At 61.3% G+C, this 22,833-nt stretch carries 19 protein-coding genes; 12 read left to right on the top strand and 7 right to left on the bottom strand.

The features are described 5' to 3' along the window. Positions 1-15: 15 nt before the first annotated feature. The 3 genes from pyk to AB4Z24_RS05615 all read right to left on the bottom strand — a co-directional run bounded on the left by pyk (position 16) and on the right by AB4Z24_RS05615 (position 3,271). On the bottom strand, positions 16-1,461 hold the full coding sequence (gene pyk, locus AB4Z24_RS05625) for a pyruvate kinase (RefSeq protein ID WP_441706412.1): 1,446 nt from the start codon (positions 1,459-1,461) through the stop codon (positions 16-18). Beyond that, positions 1,458-1,886 carry a DUF1036 domain-containing protein gene (locus AB4Z24_RS05620; RefSeq protein WP_441706822.1) on the bottom strand — a complete coding sequence of 143 codons (429 nt, stop codon included), beginning with the start codon at positions 1,884-1,886 and terminating at the stop codon, positions 1,458-1,460. Before AB4Z24_RS05620 ends, pyk begins: the two co-directional genes overlap by 4 nt. 89 nt (positions 1,887-1,975) lie before the next feature. After that, on the bottom strand, positions 1,976-3,271 hold the full coding sequence (locus AB4Z24_RS05615) for a glycerate kinase type-2 family protein (RefSeq protein WP_441706411.1): 1,296 nt from the start codon (positions 3,269-3,271) through the stop codon (positions 1,976-1,978). A gap of 201 nt (positions 3,272-3,472) precedes the next feature. On the opposite strand from AB4Z24_RS05615, the gene AB4Z24_RS05610 reads away from it, so the two are divergent. The 3 genes from AB4Z24_RS05610 (at position 3,473) to AB4Z24_RS05600 (ending at position 5,615) form a co-directional block, all read left to right on the top strand. Next, on the top strand, positions 3,473-3,781 hold the full coding sequence (locus AB4Z24_RS05610; protein ID WP_441706409.1) for a DUF1244 domain-containing protein: 309 nt from the start codon (positions 3,473-3,475) through the stop codon (positions 3,779-3,781). Between the two features lie 370 nt (positions 3,782-4,151). Further along, positions 4,152-4,445: a DUF2312 domain-containing protein gene (locus AB4Z24_RS05605; RefSeq protein WP_441706407.1), complete on the top strand. Its 294-nt coding sequence runs from the start codon at positions 4,152-4,154 to the stop codon at positions 4,443-4,445. Positions 4,446-4,685: 240 nt separating this feature from the next. Further along, on the top strand, positions 4,686-5,615 hold the full coding sequence (locus AB4Z24_RS05600) for a LysR substrate-binding domain-containing protein (protein WP_441706405.1): 930 nt from the start codon (positions 4,686-4,688) through the stop codon (positions 5,613-5,615). Positions 5,616-5,720: 105 nt separating this feature from the next. Here the strand turns inward: AB4Z24_RS05600 and AB4Z24_RS05595 are convergent, their stop codons facing one another. From AB4Z24_RS05595 to AB4Z24_RS05585, 3 genes are all read right to left on the bottom strand, one after another. Continuing rightward, positions 5,721-7,274 carry a DUF882 domain-containing protein gene (locus tag AB4Z24_RS05595; RefSeq protein WP_441706404.1) on the bottom strand — a complete coding sequence of 518 codons (1,554 nt, stop codon included), beginning with the start codon at positions 7,272-7,274 and terminating at the stop codon, positions 5,721-5,723. A gap of 215 nt (positions 7,275-7,489) precedes the next feature. After that, a complete protein-coding gene (locus tag AB4Z24_RS05590; protein WP_441706403.1) occupies positions 7,490-9,586 on the bottom strand; it encodes a L,D-transpeptidase family protein in 2,097 nt (698 codons plus the stop codon). A gap of 429 nt (positions 9,587-10,015) precedes the next feature. Then, positions 10,016-11,527, bottom strand: coding sequence for a sigma-54-dependent transcriptional regulator (locus AB4Z24_RS05585; RefSeq protein WP_441706402.1), 1,512 nt, complete (start codon positions 11,525-11,527; stop codon positions 10,016-10,018). A gap of 340 nt (positions 11,528-11,867) precedes the next feature. Here AB4Z24_RS05585 and AB4Z24_RS05580 point away from each other — a divergent pair, with 340 nt between their 5' ends. The 8 genes from AB4Z24_RS05580 (at position 11,868) to AB4Z24_RS05545 (ending at position 21,617) form a co-directional block, all read left to right on the top strand. Then, positions 11,868-13,715, top strand: a complete 1,848-nt coding sequence (locus tag AB4Z24_RS05580) for a M3 family oligoendopeptidase (RefSeq protein ID WP_441706401.1) — start codon at positions 11,868-11,870, stop codon at positions 13,713-13,715. A 197-nt stretch (positions 13,716-13,912) separates the two neighbouring features. After that, positions 13,913-15,826: a potassium transporter Kup gene (locus tag AB4Z24_RS05575; RefSeq protein ID WP_441706400.1), complete on the top strand. Its 1,914-nt coding sequence runs from the start codon at positions 13,913-13,915 to the stop codon at positions 15,824-15,826. Positions 15,827-15,986: 160 nt separating this feature from the next. Beyond that, positions 15,987-16,130, top strand: coding sequence for an aa3-type cytochrome c oxidase subunit IV (locus tag AB4Z24_RS05570; RefSeq protein WP_290991772.1), 144 nt, complete (start codon positions 15,987-15,989; stop codon positions 16,128-16,130). Between the two features lie 107 nt (positions 16,131-16,237). Continuing rightward, the gene (locus tag AB4Z24_RS05565) at positions 16,238-17,377 is read left to right on the top strand and encodes a Re/Si-specific NAD(P)(+) transhydrogenase subunit alpha (RefSeq protein ID WP_441706399.1); all 1,140 of its coding nucleotides are present in this window, start codon (positions 16,238-16,240) and stop codon (positions 17,375-17,377) included. Positions 17,378-17,388: 11 nt separating this feature from the next. Further along, entirely contained in the window at positions 17,389-17,787 is a 399-nt protein-coding gene (locus AB4Z24_RS05560; protein WP_441706398.1) for a proton-translocating transhydrogenase family protein, read from the top strand. A gap of 74 nt (positions 17,788-17,861) precedes the next feature. Then, on the top strand, positions 17,862-19,280 hold the full coding sequence (locus AB4Z24_RS05555; protein WP_441706397.1) for an NAD(P)(+) transhydrogenase (Re/Si-specific) subunit beta: 1,419 nt from the start codon (positions 17,862-17,864) through the stop codon (positions 19,278-19,280). A 120-nt stretch (positions 19,281-19,400) separates the two neighbouring features. Further along, complete coding sequence (locus tag AB4Z24_RS05550; protein ID WP_441706396.1) at positions 19,401-20,789, top strand: YiiX/YebB-like N1pC/P60 family cysteine hydrolase; 1,389 nt, start codon at positions 19,401-19,403, stop codon at positions 20,787-20,789. 12 nt (positions 20,790-20,801) lie between these two features. Next, entirely contained in the window at positions 20,802-21,617 is an 816-nt protein-coding gene (locus AB4Z24_RS05545; RefSeq protein ID WP_441706395.1) for an alpha/beta hydrolase, read from the top strand. 86 nt (positions 21,618-21,703) lie between these two features. On the opposite strand, the gene rpsU is transcribed toward AB4Z24_RS05545, so the two are convergent. After that, the gene (gene rpsU / locus AB4Z24_RS05540) at positions 21,704-22,063 is read right to left on the bottom strand and encodes a 30S ribosomal protein S21 (protein ID WP_441706394.1); all 360 of its coding nucleotides are present in this window, start codon (positions 22,061-22,063) and stop codon (positions 21,704-21,706) included. Between the two features lie 204 nt (positions 22,064-22,267). On the opposite strand from rpsU, the gene AB4Z24_RS05535 reads away from it, so the two are divergent. After that, positions 22,268-22,819: a nuclear transport factor 2 family protein gene (locus AB4Z24_RS05535; RefSeq protein WP_441706393.1), complete on the top strand. Its 552-nt coding sequence runs from the start codon at positions 22,268-22,270 to the stop codon at positions 22,817-22,819. The last annotated feature ends 14 nt before the right edge of the window (positions 22,820-22,833 follow it).

Below are 22,833 nucleotides of genomic sequence, written 5' to 3'. Positions count from 1 at the left end.
GCCCGGGGGGCGACGTCACACCTCTTCGGCGATCGGGGCGCCAGATTCGTCGACGAAGGCGATGCGGATCATGTTCGTCGCGCCGGGGCTGCCGAGCGGAATGCCGGCGGTGATGAGGATGCCTTCGCGGGCTTTGACCATGCCTTCCTCGAAGGCGATGCGGCAGGCTTTGCGGACCATATGCGAGAGATTTTCCGGGTCGCCGGTCAGGATCGTGTGCACGCCCCAGACCATGGCGAGGCGGCGGGCCGTCGATTCAATCGGGGTGAGGCCGATGACGGGGATGCCCGGACGTTCGCGGGTGACGCGGAGCACCGTCGAGCCGGTTGCCGTATAGCAGACGATAGCGCCGAGCCGCACCGTATCGGCGATGGCGGACGCCGCCGCGGCGATGGCGTCGGCGCCGGTGGGCTGGGGTTCCGTCTGCGTCGCATAGAGCATCGGCTCGTAGACAGGATCGTGCTCAACCTGGATTGCGATCTTGTCCATCATCTGGATGGCTTCGACGGGGTATTGCCCGACCGCACTCTCCGCCGACAGCATGATGGCGTCGGCACCGTCGAACACGGCGGTTGCAACGTCGGAGACTTCGGCGCGCGTTGGCATGGGCGAAGAAATCATGCTTTCGAGCATCTGCGTCGCGATGACGACGGGCTTGCCCGCTGCGCGCGACAAACGCGTGATGCGCTTCTGGATACCGGGAACTTTCTCGACCGGCATTTCGACGCCGAGATCGCCGCGCGCGACCATGATGCCGTCGGACGCTGCAATGACGTCCTCGAGCTGGGCAACGGCCGACGGCTTTTCGATCTTCGACATGATGGCGGCGCGCGTGCCGATCAGCTTTCTGACCTCGTGAACGTCCTCGGCGCGCTGGACGAACGACAGCGCCACCCAATCGACGCCGAGTTTCAGCGCGTGCGCGAGATCGAGCTTATCCTTTTCGGTGAGCGGACTGATGGGCAGAAGCGTGTCGGGCATGGAGATGCCCTTGCGGCTCGCCAGCATGCCGCCGGTCAACACTTCGGCTTTGATCTGCACGGGCGATTTATCGACGACGCGCATCCGCAACTTGCCGTCGTCGAGGACCAGGATGTGGCCCGGTTCGATGGCGTCGAAAATCTGGCTGTGGGGCAGGTGAACGCGTTCTTCGGTGCCGAGCGTCTCGTCGCGATCGAACTTGAAGATCGATTTCGCCGCCACGTTGACGCGGCCGGTGGCGAAATTGCCGATGCGGAATTTCGGGCCCTGAAGATCGGCGAGAATGCCGATCGAATGGCGGTGGCGCGCCGCGCAGGCGCGGACGGCATTGTAAAGCGTCTTCGAGCCATCGTGCGTCGAATGGCTCATGTTGATGCGGAAAACGTCGACGCCTGCAATGAACAACCGCTCGATTGCTTCCGGTGCAGCGGACGCGGGACCGAGCGTCGCTACAATTTTGACCCGCCTGTTACGTCTCATTTGTCTGCTTTTCCTTGCCCGGGATCAGTGAGGCGGATGGTCCACTCTTTAGCCTCGCCGGTATCAACTTCAAAAAAACCCGTGCGCTTATATCCGCGTTTCGTGCAATCCTGAACCCCCCTGATGGCGAAGGATTTTTCAGTCGTGCACATATCGTTTTTGCCGCCCCACTCGCCGCCACGGTCATAGTCAACCGCGTGGACGTAAACAAAGCGGCTCGGCAGTCCACCTTTGAGAAGGGTTTCGCAGGTCTGCGAGGCTACGTTCCACCAACCTTCGGTCGCCCAGCCGGACGTGTCCTGATATCCGATTGCGACGCCGACCCGGCTCGAGGTGGCGTTGCACAGCTTCAAGTCGGCGTGTGCAGCGGTTGCGTAAAGGAAAAAGCCCAGCGTGAGAGCAAAGTTCCGCCCGAGCGCGGGCATGCTGAAGCGGAGTTGCAAGTCAGAGCCTCCGGTCTCGAAGAGGAGCATTCCGGTCGTCACCCCAATCCTTCACCAATGTCGCTGGCGCTTTACGGATCAATGAGAATGACCCGGAAATCGTTGACGTTGGTTTGGGTGGGGCCACAAAGAATGAGGTCGCCAAGCGAACGGAAGAATGCGGTGGAGTCGTTGTTCTCCAGGAACTTGGCGGCATTGAGATTGGATGCTTCAGCGCGCTTCAACGTGTCGGGGAATACCATTGCGCCGGCCGGATCGCCCGCATTTCCGCCGCCGCCGTCGATGCCATCGGTATCGCCGGCGAGGCCAGCAATTCCTGGCGTTCCGTTAAGGGCCAGCGCGAGACCGAGGGCGTATTCCTGGTTCGGGCCGCCCGAGCCGTCGCCGCGAACCGTGACCGTCAATTCGCCGCCCGACATGATGGCGACTTTCTCGCCCTTGCGCTTGGCTTCGAGCGCCATCTCGGCGTGAACGCGTGCGACGTCGCGGGCTTCGCCTTCGAGGTCGTCGCCGAGCGAGACGACGCGATATCCGTGATCGCGGGCGATGGCCGCCGCTGCTTCGATCGATGCTCTCGGTGCCGCGACGATCTTGTAAGACGAATTCGCGAGCTTCGGATCGCCAGCCTTCAGCGTTTCATTGTGATGATCGGCAAGAGCTTTCGCAATTTCAGGGGCCGGCGTGATTTTCCATTTCTCGAGGACGGCACGGGCGTCGGCGAGCGTCGAACGATCGGCGACCGTCGGGCCGGAGCCGATCTCGTCCGGGTTGTCGCCCGGCACGTCGGAAATCGCGAGCGTCAGGAGACGGGCCGGATAGACGGCGGCTGCGAGCTTGCCGCCTTTGACTTCCGAGAGGTGCTTGCGGACGCAATTCATCTCGGAGATCGGCGCGCCGGATTTCAGAAGCTGCTTCGTCAGGGCCTGCTTGGCTTCGAAGCTGACGCCTTCGACGGGGGCGGCCCAGATGGCGGAGGCACCGCCCGACAACAGGCAAAGCACGAGGTCATCGGGACCTGCACTCTTGGCGAGCGCGATCGCGCGCTCGGCGCCGACGATCGAGTTGGCATCGGGAACGGGGTGCCCCGCTTCGAGGATCTTGATGATCCCCGTCGGCAGGCCGAAGCCATGCCGCGTTGAGATGAGCCCCGAAATCTTGCCCTCTTGGCCCATGGCGATGTAGTGCGCCTCGGCGGCGACGGCCATCGCGGCGGAGCCCTTACCGGCGCCGATTACGATGATCCGGCCGCCCTTGGGTACGGGCGGAAGGTGGGGCGGCAGGCAGACCGATGGATGGGCTGTCCGATGCGCGGCTTCGAACAGCGTGCTCAAAGTCTCGCGAACGCCGCCGTACGACCCGTCTGTCATCGTATCTCCCTGGCCATTCCTGGCTGATTTGTGATTGTTGGTGTTGGTTTGCGCAAACGCCTGACGCCCGTCAAGGCATCAGAGGCCGCAGCCCGTCGCCGGGTTTCGCCTGGGGCGTTTCGGCGGGGCTTTCGGATGGCTGGCGGGGTGCTTATGTCGTATGGGCCTGTGGAAACGCCCCGAAGACACGAGGAGCCGAAAATGAAGACATTCGATCCGCAGACAACGATCGAGCTCGAGGCCGCCGTTTTCCGGCGCCTGGTCGAGCATTTGCGCTCGCGGACGGACGTCCAGAACATCGATATGATGAATCTGGCCGGGTTCTGCCGGAATTGCCTTTCGACCTGGATGTCGGATGCGGCGGAGGCGAAGGGGCTCGCGCTTTCCAAGGACGATGCCCGGGAGATCGTCTACGGCATGCCGTTCAAGGAGTGGAAGGCGAAATATCAGACCGATGCGTCCGCCGAAAAGCAAGCGGCCTTCGAGCAGAACCGGCCGCAAGATCATTAGCGTTGTCGCCTGGGTCCCGGCTCTTCGCTGCGCTCCGGCCGCGATGACAATTGGTGCGCGCAGCAGGGAACCACACCCACCGTCATGCCGACGAAGGTCGGCACCCAGACAAGCTTCAACGGTTGACGCTTTAGTTTCGGAGCTACCGCGTGCTCCGAATGCGCTGACGGCTGACTAGATCCCGGCCTGCGCCGGGATGACGAGAGGGTGGGTGACGGAAAATCGGACCGACTCAAAATCGCGCGCCGCGACATATACAACGTCAAGATCTGAGCTCGATTTATCCCTTTGGATTGCCACGCTCCTCGCCTTGCTGCGGCGATGATGGGCCGGTAGCGTCGACCGGCACTTGAGATCAGTAGGAGCCTTCATGAGCACGCTTCAAGCCTCGGCGCAGAACCAGCTGCGCCAGTTCGTCGAGCAAATCGAACGCTTGGAAGAGGAAAAGAAGCAGCTCGCGAGCGACATTCGCGACAAGTACACGGAGGCGAAGGCTGTCGGCTTCGACGTCAAGGCGTTGCGCCAGATCGTGCGGCTTCGCAAGAAGTCGAACGAGGAGCGGCAGGAAGAAGAGAGCATTCTCGAAGTCTACATGCACGCGCTCGGCATGCTGGACACGCCGCCGGACACGTCGGTCGTCGATAAGATGCTCGCCGCCGAGTAGGCTCGCAGCACCATCCTTTGTGTGCACGCCGCCAAGTCGGCGCCATCTACAACGTAAGACAACACCGCCCGTCCCCATTCGGCGCTGGGAGCGGACGGTGCTGGCGATGGCATCCTTTCGGTTGCCGTCTATCTGCGCGCGGAAAAGTGATTACGTCTCCGTGCGTCGGATTATTCACGGTACTGCTCGACTGTGATAAGGACAAATCGTGATTTCTTGTCCGATGCATTAGTCTAGCTGATGGCCCACGTTACTCTGAAGCAGCTCCGGTATTTCGATGCGCTCGCCCGCGAGCAGCATTTCGGGCGTGCGGCCGATGCCTGCGCGGTGACCCAGCCGGCGCTGTCGATGCAGATACAAGATCTCGAGGCGTCGCTCGGCATTGCTCTCGTCGAGCGCACGCGGAACGGCATCAAGCTGACGCCGAAGGGCGAGGAAATCGCGAGCCGCGCCCAGCGATTGCTCAACGATGTGCGCAATCTCGTCGATTATGCGCAGCACGCGGGCGGCGTGCTTTCCGGCACGCTTCGCTTGGGCGTCATTCCCTCGGTCGCACCCTATCTGCTGCCGCCGCTCTTGCCGCTGCTCAAGGCGAACTATCCGGACCTCGAGCTGCATGTGCGCGAAACGCAGACGCAGCCTCTGACGGACGAACTCATCGAGGGAAAGCTCGATGTTCTGCTCCTCGCGCTGCCGATCAAGAATCCCGACATCGAGACGTTGCCCATTTTCGAAGACCGTTTCTTGCTCGCCCTGCCGAAGTCGAGAAAGCTTTCGGGGCGGGTTCGCGCCACAAAAGAGATGGTCGAGCACGATCGCCTTTTGCTGCTCGAAGAGGGGCACTGCCTGCGCGATCAGGCGCTGACGTACTGCAGCCTGCAACAGGTCGACGACGTGAATACTTTCGGAGCGTCGAGCCTATCGACCATTGTCGAGATGGTCTCAGCTGGATTTGGGATCACGCTGCTTCCGGAAATTTGTCTTGGCGTCGAAGGCCGGAGCCGCGAGATCAAGATCATTCGCTTCGTCGATCCGGAACCGTCGCGGTCCATTGGGCTCGCATGGCGCCGGTCGAGCCCGCGCCGCGACGATTTTCTGGCGCTCGCCAAACTTGTCGATGAAGCGGGGCAGGCCTCGTTGAAGCGCGGTGCCACGGCAGTGTCAGTCTAGAGCGTTTCCGCTTTTCCTTGAATCGCGAAAACGGCCTAGCCTTTTGTTTTGACGCAATTCCGGACGCAAAACCGTTGCACACTTTTGCTGGAATTGCTCTAGGGGTCAGCGCGCGCTGGTTTGCACGGCCCGGTTCTCGATCCCCGCCGGCATCCGGCTCCGCTCTATTTCCATCAGCGCTTCGGCGTGGACGGCCTTGCCACTGAACTGGTCGGACGAGACCGACTCGGCCAATTGGCGTCCGGTTCTGAACTTCATCGGCACGATACCGCCGACATCGTCGAGAACTTCGAGAGTCGCCGCGACGTCGGGTGCCTGCATTTCGGCGAGTGGCTGGTCGCGTGAGGCCGGTTTGTCGCTCAGGAGTGGTGCCAGCGGAAACGGGCGATAGTCGAGTTCGTCGGGATGATCTTCGTCGAACTGGGGCGACTGGGCCCAACCGTTGCCGAGGCTTGCCGGGTGCATATCGGTGCCGACGGCGGGATCGAGGCTGGCGACGCGTGCTGTGGGAGCGGCATCGGACTGCTGCTTGGTCTCAGCCAGCGCAACGGCCGCCAGGGCTTTCTGCGGGCGAACGGCGGGACGCGGTCCCTGGACCAGTTCGGGTACGGGCATTGTGGCCGCCGCCGTCACCAATGCGTCAAGCTTGCCGCGATCCGCTTTCGAGGGAAGGGTGAAGCGCGAGGAGCGGTCGACGAGCTTCGGCGCGGAGACGAGTTTCGGCTTTGGAGCTGCATCGGGTTCAAGCGACGCGACGGCTGCCGGTGCAAAAGGGCGCGGTGCCGTCAGAGCCGGATCGGGCTCGGTCGTGAGGTTGACGTTTCGGCGCAACGAGCCGTCGGCAGACGGGGCTGCCGGTAGGGCGGCATTCCCAAGAGACGCGACGACGTTGAGGCTCTTCTTCGGCGGGCTGACTTCCAATGAGGCGACCATCGTTCGCGAGGTTCCGGGCGTCCGGCGATCGTGGAAGAATTCGGCGACCTGCGTCGCGAGTTCGCGGAACTTGCTTTGGGCGGTCGTCACATCGGCCGGGGTAATCGGACGGCCGTCGTCGGGTACGTATTTCGAGCGGCCATTCGGAAACAGCAGCGCGAGTTCCTGGCGCGGCATGCGCGGCCACATGCGGACGTTTCCGGTATCGACGTGCACGAACGGGACGCCGGACGTCGGATAGTAGCCGACGCCGCCGCGCTCGCGGATTAACGCGGAATAGCGCATTTTCTTTAGCGGAATGTCCGGGAAGGTGATGTCGATCGCCTTGCCGGTGATGTGCTGGCTCTGCTTCGCCTGACCGCCGCGGGTCTCGCGCAGCATTTCGTTGGTGGCAGCGGAGCGATAGCCGCAGATGATGTTGATGGGCTCTTTGGACCCGAGTTCCTCATGCATTTCCCACGCGATATCGATGGTCGCGGGGGCGATTTCCTTGACTTCGTTCTTGCGCCAATCGCGCATAATCCAGTTGATCTGCTTCAGCGCTTCAGGAATGTACTGGCCGTTCCGCTTATACGTGACGGTCAACCGCTCTTGGGTGTGAATGTGATAGAGCGAAATCGTGCGTTCTTCGGGTTGGCCGGCCGCCGTCATATTATCGGCGTGCAGGAACACGGATACAGCAAGCGTCAGCGCGCCTAAAACTAGGCCTGATCGGCTAAAGGCCACGAATTCCCCCGTCCCTACAAAATCCCCGAGCCCGACTGGGGCCAAAATGCTCGGCCATTAACGGTTAATCCCGAACCGTTAAGAGGCGGTAACTTTCCTGTCAGGACATTAAGCGGCGGGAAAGGGCGATAAAAAGGCCGGTGTGCTCGCACGGGCAATAAAGAAAAAGCCGGCCGAAGACGTTCGGCCGGCTGCAGAAGATCAGATTGCGGAGCTTAGAAGCCGCCCAAGACCTGTTTGAAGAAATTGCCGAGGCCCGGGTCGTACTTCTTCTTGCCGCGGCTATCGCGCTCGTCGTAGCTGCCGAACAGAGAGCCGAAGCCGTCACCGCCCCAGCCGTCACCAGCCGGAATATCTTCCGGCGAGACTTTCTTTTCGTCGGCTTTTGCGATCTGGTTCCAACGGCCTTGAAGCGCGAGATTGATCCGCTTCTCGTGGCCGTAGACATCTCCGAACGTCTGGACTTCGCCGTCGTCGGCTACCCATGCGGTGAAGTACGTGACGTGGACAGGGATCGGCTGATCGAGGCTGATTTCGTTTTCCTCGGGGCCTTTGGCGATGAGATCCTGAACGACCGACTGATCCCAGCCCTTGTCCTTGTTGAGGAGCAGCTCGGCAAGTTTCACGGGATTGCGCACGCGCATGCAGCCGTGGCTGAACGCACGCGTGCTTTCATTGAAGAGGCTCTTGCTCGGCGTGTCGTGCAGATAGACGGCGTGCTTGTTCGGGAACAGGAATTTCACGACGCCGAGGGCGTTACTGCCGCCGGGCGGCTGATAGACGCTGAAGTTGCGAATGTCAGTGCGGTTCCAATCGACGTTGTAGGGATCCATCTTGCGGCCGTTGTACTCCATGACGAGGCCCTGGCGGCGCAGCGGATCGCCCCCGGCCCGGAGACTTGGCAACAGCTCCTTGATCTTGATGGAATCCGGAACGTTCCAGCGCGGCTGGATCACGACCGTTCGCATCATCTCGGAGAAGATCGGCGATTGCGTATCGGGGCGGCCCGAGACGATGCGCTCCTCGTGGACGACCTGGCCGTCCGAGATCACGCGGACTTTGAATTCCGGGATGTTGACCATGATGTAGTATTTGCCGAGGTCGTCCGGCATCCATCGCCACTCTTCCATGTTGGCGAGGATCTTTGCTTCGCTCACATCGTTTGACGAATTCAGGGAGTTGCGGAGGTTCGCCGTGATCGCGGCATTGGCCGGGCTAATCCCCTTGCTGTTCTTGTAGGCGATGACAGCGTCGGCGAGCGCCTTGTCGTAGTAGGTGTCATCAGCCGGCGTGCCATCCTCTTTGGTGGCCGCGGCGGCGACCTTCAGCCGTTTGTGGAGGATCGCGATCTGCGGGTGGCTGGTGCCCGGCATCAGCTTTGGCCCCTCGGAGAGCTTCAGGGCTTCCGCTTCCTTGGCGTTGGCGCGGAATGCCAGCAGCTTTTCACGCAGGCGCACGAATTGCGGATGCTTGGGGTGAAGCTCGGTCAGATAGGCGCCCTTGTCGGCAACGGTTGCCAACGAGTCGATGACGGTTCTGCGCTCGAGGAGAACCGGCTTCCGGTCGAGATAGGTGCCGAGCTGGGACGACGGGTCGGGAATGCGATCGCCGCGAGCGTCGCGGGCGTATTCCATGGCGGCCAGCGACAGGCGCGTCTCGGCGACGGTCAGGTCGTTGACGCTCACTTCGCCATCGGGCGCGGTTTTCAGCTCGGGAATTTTGAAGTCCGACGCGCGGAGGCCCCAGCTATCGGCATCCTTGAGCGTGGCGATAAGATTCTTCGCCGCGTCGTTGTAGCCGTGCTTGTCCACCCAGAGCGTCGTGCCCATGCGGGCGGTGTAGAACTGGATCAGGACCTCCCGGTCCGCTTGGTCCGTACCGGCCAGCGCCTTCTTGGCGTTGTCCTGGAGATACTTAGCGACCGGCAGATACAGAAGATCGGCGTTCGGAACGACCTGCTGCGTGGCCGTTTCAACGGGCGGCGTTGCGGGGGCCGGAGCTGGTGCCGCCGCCGGAGTATCCGCCGTGTGCGATGGGTCGCCTGCGGGCGCGGTTGCAGCCGGGCGTGGCTCGGCGGCTGGATCTTCGGAAGGTGCTGCGGCCTTGGGTGCATCCGGCGCACTTGTCTGCGGCGGCGTTTGCGCCTGCATCGCAGTTTGCGGATCGGAGATGCCTACGTCAGGGGCCGGGCCAGTCGTCGAAGCGCGATCGGCTCCGTCAGTTTGGTCATTGCCGGGTTCGACAGCCAAAGCTGCGGATACCGAGCCGGTGGCCAGCAATACGCTAACCGCCAGAAGTCTCGCGACACGCATAGAAATTTTCACCTCTCGTTACCGGCCTTAGATACGCGCCAGCACCGCGCCTTGCCAGTGAGATCGCGCGACATAGCTGTATTGCACAGCGCTGTGGCGAAACTGTTGCTGCTTCGTGCTCGAATGGTTGGCTGGCGTGGAATCGTCGCCCGTCTGGCAATTGCGAATAGCTAACAAAATACTACACGGAAAGTTGCAATTTGATTGATGCCGATTGGCCGCGGGGCCCGATCTTAAGGCTCGCCCCAAAAATGCAAAAGCCCCGGATGCAGCCGGGGCTCTTGCGTTCGAGGGCGAAGGGGCTCCGTCCTCTCACTTAAAAGAATTCTATTCGCGGCAGGACGAAGGCAGGGGGAGCCTGAAAAATGGCCACGACTTACCCCCGCACGCGAAACTCCGCGTGCGCGTCTCCGGATCCCACTACTTGGGCTAGTTGGTGCGGGGCTCTAACCCGTATTCCTGCATCTTCCGGTAGAGTGTCGACCGGCCGATGTTGAGCCGCTTGGCGACTTCCGTCATGTGTCCGCGATAACGGCCAAGGGCCAGGCGGATCATGTCGGCCTCGATCGCCTCGAGGGAACGGATTTCGCCATCCTCTGCGACAGCCTGGATGCCGAGTGAGCTGCCGCCCGAAGCCGGCGCCTTCATTTCGACCGTATGGGGGACGGTGTTCTCGGCGCCGAGAAGGGCTGGTCCCGTGTAGGCCGGGGCCTTTTGTACCGTCGAGGGCGCGGCCGGAATCTCCGTCTCGAAGCCTTCGACGTGGGCTGCGATCTGCGGGAATTCGGCGACCGAAAGCTCGGGTCCATCGGCGAGGACGACGGCGCGGAAAACCGCGTTCTCGAGCTGGCGGACGTTGCCGGGCCACGAGTAAGCCTGAAGCAGCCTCATCGCACGGTCGGAGATCGTCGCGACGCGCTTGCCTTCTTCGGCCGCGAAGCGGGCGATGAAGTGTCGGGCCAGTTCGGGAATGTCTTCGATGCGTTCGCGGAGCGGCGGCACGAAGATCGGGAAGACGTTGAGGCGGTAGTAGAGGTCCTCGCGGAACTTGCCGTCCTTCACCTGCTGGATCATGTCGCGGTTGGTCGCGGAAATGAGGCGGAAGTTGACTTTCACCGGACGCTTGGCGCCGACCGGATCAATCTCGCCTTCCTGCAAGGCGCGGAGCAGTTTGACCTGCGCGTCGAGCGGAAGCTCGCCGACCTCGTCGAGGAAGAGCGTGCCGCCGTCGGCTTCCTGGAATTTGCCGATGCGCTTGTCCGTTGCGCCGGTGAAGGAACCCTTTTCGTGGCCGAAAAGGATGCTTTCGATCAGGTTTTCGGGGATGGCGCCGCAGTTCACTGTGATGAATGGTTTGCCGGCGCGATCGCTTTCACCCTGGATAGCGCGGGCAATCAGCTCTTTGCCGACGCCGCTTTCGCCTTCGATCAGGACGGGAATATTTGACGCAGCCGCGCGCTTGCCGAGCGTGATGACACGCTTCATGGCTTCGCCCCGAAGCACGAGGTCGCCGAACGTCAGCGTACCATCGACTGTCTTCTTGATGCGGTTGATCTCGTCGGCGAGCGCTTCGATCTTGAGCGCGCTCTTGATCGATACGTCGAGCCGCTCGGGCGATGCCGGCTTGACGACGAAATCGACGGCGCCGCGGCGCATGGCGTTGATTGCCGTCTCGATCGAGCCGTGGGCCGTCTGGACGATGATCGGAGGCATTCCGGCGACGCGGCCGACGCGGTCGAGGACCGCCATACCGTCCATGCCGGGCATGACAAGATCGAGCAACACAAGCCCGATTTGAGAGTGCTCCTGGCCTTCCAGGATTTGGATCGCTTGCTCGCCGGACCCGCAGGTTCTGGTCTCGAAGCCGAACCGCTTGATCGTTTCTTCAAGAATGCGACGCTGGGCAGGATCGTCGTCGACGATGAGAATACGCTTGTACATTGGCACGCAACTTTACTCTTACGAACACACCGGTCAGCTTGCTGCGGGCGACGCTGGATTTGCTCCAGCTTCAAACACGCGGTGACCTAGAACTTACGCAACGGAGGGGAGATTGCCCGAGAAGGGTAAATGTAAGGTTTCGGATTGGCACAATATTCTTCGCTCACCGGTAAGCGGCTGAAGTGACGTGAAAGTTTTTTTCGCCACGCGTGGTCCGCCGTTGCATAGCCCTCACGGCGCCACTCTCATTTCGCACCCAGTCTCATCGTGGGGCGCGAATTTCAATCTTCGGCCCGCCTGTGGTAAGCCACCGCGAAATCTTCGTTTGTAAAGGACACCCATGCGCGCCAAGTCTTTTTCGGACATCAATTTTGCCTCCGAAGCTGCACTCTCGCAGTCATCCGCCGATCAATCGCTCGGGACGATGCCCCAATGGGATCTGAGCGACCTTTATTCCGGTCCGGAAGCTCCGGAAATTCAGCGGGATCTCAAACAGGCTGCCACCGAGGCGACGCGCATCAAGGCTACGTATCAGGGCCGTCTCGCGGAACTCGCGAAGGATGGCGGTAAACTCATCGAGCCTATCAAAGACTACGAAAAGCTTGCCGATCTCGCAGGCAAGCTCGGGTCCTACTCGGGGCTCTACTATGTCTTGAACCAAACGGACCCGGTGCGGGCGAAATTCAACGCCGACATCTCGGAAGCGCTGACGAAGATCTATACCGATCTCATCTTCTTCGAACTCGAACTCAACCAGATCGACGACGCCGTCATCGACGAGGCGCTGAAGCACGACGGCATCAAGCGCTATAAGCCGTGGTTCGAGGATCTCCGGAAGGAGAAACCGCACCAGCTCGACGAGAAGATCGAGACGCTCTTCACCGAGAAGTCGCAGACGGGCCGCGCGGCCTGGAACCGGCTGTTCGACGAGACGATGTCGGCGCTGAGGTTCGACGTGAAGGGCCACAAGGAATCGCTGTCGCTGGAGCCGACGCTGAACTTCCTGTCCGATCCCGACGAGAAGAAACGGAAGGTCGCGTCGGAGGCGCTCGCCAAGGTCTTCCAGGCCAATCTTCCCCTGTTCACGCGGATCACGAATACGCTTGCGAAGGACAAGGAAATCTCCGACCGCTGGCACAACTTCAAGGACGTCGCCGACAGCCGCAACCTTGCAAACCGGGTGGAAGGTCCGGTGGTCGATGCGCTGGTCTCGAGCGTCCGGGCGGCCTATCCGCTGCTTTCGCATCGCTACTACAAGATGAAGGCGAAGTGGCTCGGCAAGAAGAAGCTCGCGTCGTGGGACCGTAACGCGCCGCTGCCAGACAAGCCCGAGCGGATTATTTCGTGGGGTGAAGCCGAGCAGATCGTGCTGCGCGCCTATCGCGGGTTTGCGCCCGAGATGGCGACGATCGCCAAGCAGTTCTTCGACAAGAACTGGATCGATGCCGCCGTGCGGCCCGGCAAGGCGCCCGGCGCGTTTTCCGCGTCGACGGTGCCGTCGGTGCATCCCTATGTGATGATGAATTATCTGGGCAAGCCACGGGACGTGATGACGCTCGCGCACGAGTTGGGACACGGCGTCCATCAGTGGCTGGCACGTGACCAGGGTCCGCTGCTTGCCCCAACCCCGCTGACGCTCGCCGAAACGGCCTCGGTGTTCGGCGAGATGCTGACGTTCAATTCGATCATTTCCGAGACGAAAGATCCCCGTGAGAAAAAGGCCATGCTCGCCGGCAAGGTCGAAGATATGCTCAACACGGTCGTTCGCCAGATTGCCTTCTATACGTTCGAACGGAAGGTTCACGAGGCGCGCCGCGAGGGCGAACTCACGTCAGAACAGCTCAACAAGATGTGGCTGGACGTTCAATCGGAAAGTCTGGGTCCGTCGATAGATTTGAAGCCCGGCTACGAGGTCTTCTGGACCTACATTCCGCACTTCATCCATTCGCCGTTCTATGTCTATGCCTATGCTTTCGGCGATTGCCTGGTGAACTCGCTTTATGGGCTCTATTCCGAAGCACATCCTGAGTTCGTTCAGAAATACTTCAGTCTCCTGAAGGCCGGAGGTTCCAAACACCATTCCGAGCTTCTCGCCCCGTTTGGTCTCGACGCCCGAGATCCGGAGTTCTGGAACAAGGGGCTCAAGGTCATCGAAGGCATGATCGACGAGTTGGAAAAAATCGACTGAGATCCCATCTGAGAATTGGCGTTAGATATACCAGGATCGACGGTGCAACGAATCCGCGCGCAATGCATTGTCAAGCCTGTGTCGGGCGTTTAACGGCGCCCGGCGGCTAATTTGCCGCTTTCCAACGGCATGACGTGGGAGTAGAAGCCCGCCACTTTGCTGCTTTGCAGCCCTTTAAATGAGGTCGAGGTGCCTGCATGGCACAAGCGCCCGCTTCGCTCCCGGCCGCCGAATACGGCGTGGGAGAGGGGCATCATAGCAAGAACTTCTGGGCATTGGCTGTCGGCTCGGTAGGTGTCGTCTTTGGCGACATCGGAACGAGCCCGCTTTATGCCTTCAAGGAAGCCATCACCGCCGCCGCTCACCGTGGTCTGACGACGGCGGAAGCGGCGCTCGGCGTACTGTCGCTCATTTTCTGGGCCATGACGCTCGTCGTCACCATCAAGTACGTGCTGCTGCTGTTGCGCGCCGACAACAAAGGCGAAGGCGGCATGTTCGCGCTCATGGCGCTGGGCCAGACCGTTGCCCGGCGCAGTGCGCCGCTGCTCGGCGCGCTCGGAGTTGCAGGCGCTTGCTTCTTTTACGGCGATGCCGTCATCACGCCGGCTATCTCGGTGCTCTCGGCGGTCGAGGGCCTCAAACTCATCGCGCCGCAATTCGAGATGGCCGTCATTCCGGCCTCGATCATCGTTCTCGGCTTTCTGTTCTGGATGCAATCGCGCGGCACCGACAGGGTCGCGCGTTTTTTTGGGCCGGTGATGTCGGTCTGGTTCATCGTGCTCGGGCTCGGCGGCATCGCGCACATCGCGGACAACCTAAATGTTCTGCTCGCGTTGAATCCCGGTTACGGAATCGCGTTCGTCTATCACCACGGCTTTTTGGGCCTGACGGTCATGGGCCTCGTCTTCCTAGCGTGTACGGGCGCGGAGGCGCTCTACGCCGATCTCGGGCATTTCGGCCGCCGTCCGATATCTGCGGCGTGGGTCTACTTCGTCATGCCGGCGCTAGTGCTGAACTACTTCGGGCAAGGCGCGCTCGTCATGAACGACGCGAACGCGATCGAAAATCCGTTCTACAGGCTCTATCCCGATTTCATGCTGATCCCGATGCTGATCCTCTCGACGTTCGCAACGGTGATCGCCAGCCAGGCTGTCATTACGGGCGCATTTTCACTCACCCGGCAGGCCATCCAGCTCGGTCTCGTTCCGCGGTTCGAGATCCGGCATACGTCGGAAAGCATGGCCGGGCAGATCTACATGCCGAGGGTCAACTGGATCCTCTTCATCGCCGTCCTCGTCGCGATTTTCGCCTTCCGTACCTCGTCCAATCTGGCGGCGGCCTACGGCGTGTCGGTTACAGCCGCGATGGTCATCGATACGCTGATGGCGTTCTTCGTCATCTGGAAGTGCTGGAACTGGCCGCTCTGGCGCGTGGCGCTCATCGTCATTCCGCTGCTGCTGATCGAGCAGGCATTCTTCTCGGCGAACATCCTGAAGCTATTCGAAGGCGGCTGGGTGCCGCTCGCCATTGCCTGCATGCTGGCGATCATCATGTTCACCTGGGTGCGCGGAACGCGCGTGCTCGCAAAGGTCACGAAGCGCAACGAGGCCGATCTCGACTGGCTTGTGCGCAAGCTCGAGGCGAAACCCCCGCATCGCGTTTCGGGCACGGCCGTGTTCCTGACCGGCGATCCCTATGCCGCGCCGACGTCTATGATGCACAACCTGAAACACAACCGGATCATGCATGAGAGGAACATTCTGCTCTCGATCCGGACGGAGGAGACGCCACGCGTCGCGCGGCACGAGCGGCTGACGATCGAACGGATCTCAGATCACTTCATTCGCATAATCGCGCGGTATGGCTTCATGGAGACGCCGAGCGTTCCGAAGATCCTCGAGCACGCGCGCCGGAAGGATTGCAACATCGATCTCGGTTCGACGTCGTTCTTCCTGTCGCGGCGATCATTACGGATGACGTCAAAATCCGAAATGCCGCGCTGGCAAGAACGCCTGTTCATCGCGCTTGCCGGCAGCGCCGAGGATGCGACGACCTACTTCCAGATTCCGACCGATCGAGTCGTAGAGGTCGGGACGCAAGTGGCGGTCTAGCCGAGCGGCAGGGTTCGTTCGGATTTTTTATGCGTGCGCCCGCGAAAGGCTGCTCAATCCACCGATCCGGGCTGGGGTGCTGCGACACCTTGAAGCTCGTCACAATGTGAGATAACAAGCAAGAAAGAAACAATTTCAAACCGGCCCTAGGGAGTGAACCTTGAGCATCGATACATCTAAAGGCAGCCCGTCGATGGACTATCCGCAGCACGTCGAGACGTATGAGACGTTTCTGCGTCTGTCGAAGTACGGCATCGTTTTCGTCGTCGTCTTACTCGCCGGCATGAAATTCTTCCTCGTCTGATGTCTGGATCGCCGGACACAGAGAAACTCAAAGCAGGGCAGGCCGATTGAGGACTGCCCTTTTTCATATTCAGCCGCGCAACCCCCTCCGCTCAATTGGACCGAGACATGGTTACGATAGCTGTTACCAGTGAACTGGCCGACGAGCCGCGCGTTGCGGTTTCGCCCGACACGGTCAAGAAGTTCTCAGCCCTCGGGGCGCGCGTGCGCATAGAGCAGGGAGCGGGTCTCAGATCGCGCTTTTCCGACGACGCCTATCGGGCCGCGGGCGCCGAGATCGCCAGCCGGGCAGAGGTGCTTGCGGGCGCCGACATTCTTCTTTCCGTTCGCCGGCCTTCCGCGGAGGACATCCGGGCGCTGAAGCCCGGCGCTATCGTCGCCGCGATGATCGATCCGTTCGGCGAGCGCGCGGGGCTTGAAACACTCGCGGGCAGCGGCGGCACGGTCTTCTCGATGGAGCTGATGCCGCGGACGACGCGCGCGCAATCCATGGACGTGCTGTCGAGCCAGGCCAACCTCTCGGGTTATAAGGCGGTCGTCGATGGCGCCTCGATGTTCGGGCAGGCACTTCCCTTGATGATGACGCCGGCCGGTACCGTTCCGGCCGCCAAGGCTTTCATCATGGGCGTCGGCGTCGCCGGTTTGCAGGCCATCGCGACGGCGCGGCGGCTTGGCGCACAGGTGACGGCGACGGACGTGCGTCCGGCCACGAAGGAGCAGGTCCAGTCACTTGGCGCGAAGTTCATCGCGGTGGAAGACGACGAATTCAAGCAGGCGCAGACTGCCGCCGGTTACGCGAAGCCGATGAGCGCGGAATATCAAGCGAAGCAGGCCGAACTGGTCGCGAACCATATCAAGAACCAGGACCTCGTCATCACGACGGCGCTCATTCCGGGCCGTCCGGCGCCGAAGCTCATCTCACGCGCGATGATTGAGAGCATGAAGCCGGGTTCCGTCATCGTCGATCTCGCGGCTGAACGCGGCGGCAACACCGAGTTGACGGAAGCGGGCAAGACCGTCGAAACGGCGAACGGCGTCAAGATTTTCGGACCGCTCAATCTCGCAGGCACGATTGCGGTCAATGCTTCGAGCTTGTACGCGCGCAACCTTCTGGCCTTCGTCGAGACGATGATCGACAAGAAGGAAAAGGCGCTTGCAGTCAATTGGGACGACGAGCTGATCAAGGGGACTTTGGTCGCCAAGGACGGTCAGCTCGTGCATCCGAACTTCGCGACGAAGACGGTATGAGGAGCCTTGCCATGCGCGTGATGAAACCGCTTTTTGCAGCGCTTTCGGTGTTCTTTTTTACCGCGTCGTCGGCCTTCGCGGCAGAAGGCGCGCTGATCAGTCCGTCGGTCTACGAGTTCATGGTTTTCGTGATCGCGGTGTTCGTCGGCTACTACGTGGTCTGGTCTGTGACGCCGGCTTTGCACACGCCCTTGATGAGCGTCACCAACGCCATCTCGTCCGTCATCGTGGTCGGCGCGCTGCTGGCAGTCGGCGTTTCCCTGACCTCTTCCGATAGCGGTCTCGCCAAAGTGTTCGGCTTCCTCGCCTTGACGATGGCGTCGGTCAATATTTTCGGCGGCTTCCTCGTCACCAACCGCATGCTCGCGATGTACAAGAAAAAAGACGCGCCGGCGAAGAAGGACGGCTGACGCTCACGCTCACGTTCTACTGGCCAATGAGAACCGCCGAAGACATCAGATAACGGGACCGGGGAAACGATCCAATGTCCGCAAATGTCGCCGCACTGCTCTACCTCGCCGCCGGGGTTCTGTTCATTCTGGCGCTCAGGGGATTGTCGAGCCCGGCAACGTCGCGGAAGGGCAATCTCTACGGCATGATCGGCATGACGATCGCGATCCTGACGACGCTCGGTCTTGCCGAGCCGACCGCGACGTCGTGGATACTCATCGTTCTTGGGATCGGCATCGGCGGCTTCATCGGCGCCAAGACCGCGCGCGAAATTCCGATGACGATGATGCCCGAACTCGTGGCCGCGTTTCACTCGCTCGTCGGCCTGGCGGCGGTGTTCGTGGCGGCGAGCGCGCTTTATGCGCCGTCGGCGTTCAACATTCTGGTCGATCCCCTGGAACCGGCTGCCGGCATCAAGGGTGGCAGCCTGCTCGAGATGTCGCTCGGCGTCGCCATCGGCGCCATCACGTTCACGGGCTCGGTGATTGCCTTTTCGAAGCTCTCTGGGCGGATGTCCGGCAAGCCGATCCTGCTGCCGATGCGGCACGTCATCAACGGCGCGCTCGCGCTCTTTCTGATCTTCCTCATCTACAGCTTCATCCTGTCGGCCGGTTCGGCGTGGCTGTTCTGGCTAATCGTTTTCGCGGCTCTCCTGCTTGGCGTGCTGATCATCATTCCGATCGGCGGCGCGGACATGCCGGTTGTCGTATCGATGCTGAACTCGTATTCGGGTTGGGCGGCCGCGGGCATCGGCTTCACGCTCGGCAATGTCGCGCTGATCATCACCGGCGCGCTCGTCGGATCGTCGGGCGCCATCCTTTCCTACATCATGTGCAAGGCGATGAACCGGCAGTTCTTGTCCGTGATCGCGGGCGGGTTCGGCGGTGAAACGGCTGTCGCCGGCGCGGGTGGCGGCGAGCAGAAGCCCGTGAAGCTCGGGTCGGCCGAGGACGCCGCCTACGTCATGAAGAACGCTGCGAAGGTCATCATCGTGCCGGGATACGGCATGGCCGTCGCGCAGGCTCAGCATGCCCTTCGCGAAATGGGCGACTCGCTCAAGAAGGCCGGGGTCGAGGTGAAATACGCCATTCATCCGGTGGCGGGGCGTATGCCGGGGCACATGAACGTGCTGCTCGCGGAAGCCAACGTGCCCTACGACGAAGTTTTCGAGCTCGAGGATATCAATAGCGAGTTCGCGCAGGCCGATGCCGTGTACGTCATCGGCGCCAACGATGTCGTCAACCCGGCAGCCGAAGACGACAAGTCGTCGCCGATTTACGGGATGCCCGTGCTTCAAGTCTGGAAGGCGGGAACGGTGTTTTTCAACAAGCGGTCGCTGGCCTCTGGCTATGCCGGTATCGACAACCCGGTGTTCTACCGTGACAACACCGTGATGGTTCTGGGCGACGCCAAGAAAATGACGGAAGAGATCGTTAAAGCTCTCGCAGAGTAGATCCCGCCCTGGGCATAGCGGCCGATCGGCAACAATCGCTTGCCGATCGACCCAGTTTCCGGCCAGCGCCGGGATTGGTCTGCTATAGGTTCGGCGAGTTCTGGTTTTGAGGGGTTTCGCGTGTTGGCTCCCGTTGCGTCGGCGTCGTTCGAAAAAGACATCGAGCACATCGAGATTTTGGCTGCCACTCCGGTGACCAGCTCGGTCCTCCTGGCGCGCAACCTCCAGTATATCTACGAGCGCGCCGCAAAAGCGCGTTTCGACGACTACGATGTTGCGGCGATTGCTAAGAACGCTCAGGGGCTGATCTACCGGCTCTTCGACCTCAGGGTCGGGCTGCGCAACCATCTCGCGCATTACGAGATGCTCGGCCTGATGACGCCCGAGGTGACGCAAGGGTTTCGCGACGTCTTCCGCGTGCTTCGCTATGTGTCCGACATGCTCGGCGAGATCACTACGGGCCATCCGCGCGTGGGCGAGGGCGGCTATCTACTGCGCGGTTTCACGGGCTCCGACAATAATACGCTCGTGAATTATCCGTTCTATCAAAGCGGCGCGGCGCAGAATTTCCGGTCGGGCGACGTGATCCTCGTTCGTGGCACCGCTCACAACAGTGCCGCCATCGCGCGTATCGGCGATGTCGACAGCCAGTTCAGCCATATCGGCATTGTCTATGTCGATCCCGCCGGCGACCACTGGATGGTCGAAAGCCTGATCGAAGACGGCGCGATTATCTCGCCGCTCGCCAAGGCGCTCGATCACAACATCGTCCGGGCAGTGCTCTATCGCAATCGCGATCCGGACCTCGCTGCGCGGGCGGCGAAATGCATTTTCGATTACGTCGCGGCGTCGCATGCGAAAGGCGGCAAGCGCATCCTCTACGATTTCTCGATGCGTACCGACGATACGCGCAACCTGTTCTGCTCGAAACTCGTCAGGCTCGCGTATGAGCAGGGTAGCTTCGGCATGTTCAAGCTGCCGACTTACCCGACCAAGATCGCGCGCAAGAACAGAGATTTTCTGGACCGCGTCGGCGTCGCGACGGATCTGACCTTCGCCCCGGCCGATATCGACATGGAATCCGGTTTCGACCTGGTTGCGGAATGGCAGGACTACCGCGAGACAGCGGGCATCCGGCTCCAGGATTTCACGATGGACAAGCTGTTCGAGTGGATGGACCGCTTCAACTACCGGTTCGAAGAGACCACTGCCATCAAGCTCGTTTCGATGCTTGGGCGCTTTGCGTCGCACTTTTCGGACAACGCCAAGGAGGTTCTGTCTTCGGTTTTCCCGCGCGTTCCCGTGAACATGCCGAGAAAGACGGTGGCGGTGGTCGCGATGCTGCACAAAACCGCAGAGCCCATCTACCAGGAGCTGTTGAAACTCAACCAGGAAGCGGTTGCCGACACCGGGGTGCCGCTGCATGGTCTGGACGTGATGGCGGCTCTCGAAAATATTCGGGAGCGGGAAGGCGACAGGATCGGGTACCTTGTGCGGCGGCGCCGCTAGAACAAATCCGGTATGTTTCTGATAGTCAAAGTCGTCGTCGCGATTGCTGCGGCTGTTTACGCCGCAGCGGCGGGGGTCATGTATATCGCACAGCGCCAATTCATCTATTTTCCCGATCCGGCGCGGACGTCGCCGGCGGCTGCGAATCTTCCAGATGTCTCCGAGCGGATCTTATCGACGCCAGACGGCGAACGGATCGTCGCCTGGTATGGCAAGGCGAAGCCCGGGCAGCCGACCATTCTCTATTTCCACGGGAATGGCGGAGCGCTGGAACTCAGGCGGGAAACGATCCGCCGTTATCTCGACCGCGGCCGCGGCATGTTCATGATGGCCTATCGCGGCTATAGCGGCTCGACGGGTTCGCCGTCGGAAGCCGCCAACATCGCGGATGCGAAGCTCGCCTATGACACGCTGGTCAGGGAGGGCATCAGTCCGGACGACATCATCCTCTATGGCGAATCGCTCGGCAGCGGCGTTGCTATTCAGGTCGCGCGCGAAAAGAAGGTGGCGGGTGTCATCCTGGACAGCCCCTACACATCAATTCTCGAACTCGCGTCGATGTATTACCCGTGGCTGCCCGTCGGCTGGCTGCTGAAGGATCGCTACAATTCGATCGGCGTCATCGGCGAGGTTCACGCGCCCCTGTTCATTCTGCACGGCGAAGCCGACGATGTCGTGCCGGTGCAGATGGGGAAGCGGCTGTTCGCGGCGGCCAATGAGCCGAAAGAGATGAGAACCATAGCCGACGGTGGCCACGTCATTCACGACGGGCCGTCATTCGACATCATCGACAATTGGATCGGCAGGCTGCGGGCGGCACGGCCGTAGCGCGCGAACTGAAGGCATCGGCAAAACGAAAAGGCCCGCGAAAATCGCGAGCCTTGAATATTCGCATAGCCGTAATCGGCTGGCGCTTAGAAGCTGTTGCCGCCGCCAGCGCCGCCCTGGCCGCCGCCGCTGCGGAAACCACCGCCGCCGCCGAAGCCGCTGCCACCGCCTGCGCCGCCACGACCGGCGCCCGGACCGCCCTTACCACCGGGACCGCCACGCGCTACTGCGGGCTTGCTCGGCAGGAGACCTTCGCGCTGCAATTTCTTACGTGCGAGCTTGCGGGCCCGGCGGATCGCCTCGGCCTTTTCGCGTGCTCTCTTTTCTGAAGGCTTTTCAAAATGGCCGCGAAGTTTCATCTCGCGGAAAACGCCCTCGCGCTGCAATTTTTTCTTAAGCGCCTTGAGAGCCTGGTCAACGTTGTTGTCGCGAACGAGAACCTGCAAGCAGTTGTATCCTCTAATGAATCCGGATTGTCGGGATGCACAAAAACACCGACGCCGGTGGTTTTGCCGCCGGGGCCCGCGCTTCTTTTCTGGCGGTCTTGTAGCAAACACAACGAGGATTGGCAATCGGGTCTGCGCGGGCGTTCGTCGCGGCGCCTTTTGGCCGGGAATCGTGAAAACGAGTAAGGGGGAGAACAGTTACGCATGAATGAACCGGGATTCTTCGGCCGCACGCTCAAATCGTTTGCTTTCGGATCGATCGCGGCCTTTGCGGCGGCGACGGGCTCAGTCGTTGCGGGTCCGGCGCGGGCGGACGCGACGTGCATCAAGCTGTCGGACGTCGAGATCGTGCAGCTCCTAAACAGGTGGAGGACGGAATTCGCGAGCGGCGATCCGGATCGGGTTTCGGCCCTTTACGCGGACGAGGCATCGCTAATCGCGACCAAGGACGGCCCACCCCACAATGGGAAAGAGGCGATCCACTCCTATTTCAAAGATCTGCTGGCCAAGCGGCCGACGGTTTCGATCAGACCATCATCGCTGACGGCCGATTGCGGGACGGCCGTGGTGAGCGGTCCGGTCGCTTATCGTATCACAGGCGAGCGTAAGGGGACGCGCGCGGTTCTCGGGGGAACCTATATGGCGGAATATGCGCTCAGAGACGGGAAGTGGTGGATCGTTCGACATTCGCTCGCTGCCGACCGCCGCAGTCTTGCAAGCCCAGTTGGCGATCCGGCGAGCACGCCGCCGCTATAGGCTTCCGAGGCGCG

Origin of the sequence: Hyphomicrobium sp. 2TAF46 (assembly GCF_052114865.1) — a bacterium.
Lineage (GTDB): Bacteria > Pseudomonadota > Alphaproteobacteria > Rhizobiales > Hyphomicrobiaceae > Hyphomicrobium_B.
Note: the sequence above shows the minus strand (reverse complement) of the source record. Positions and strands in the feature narration are given on the sequence as shown.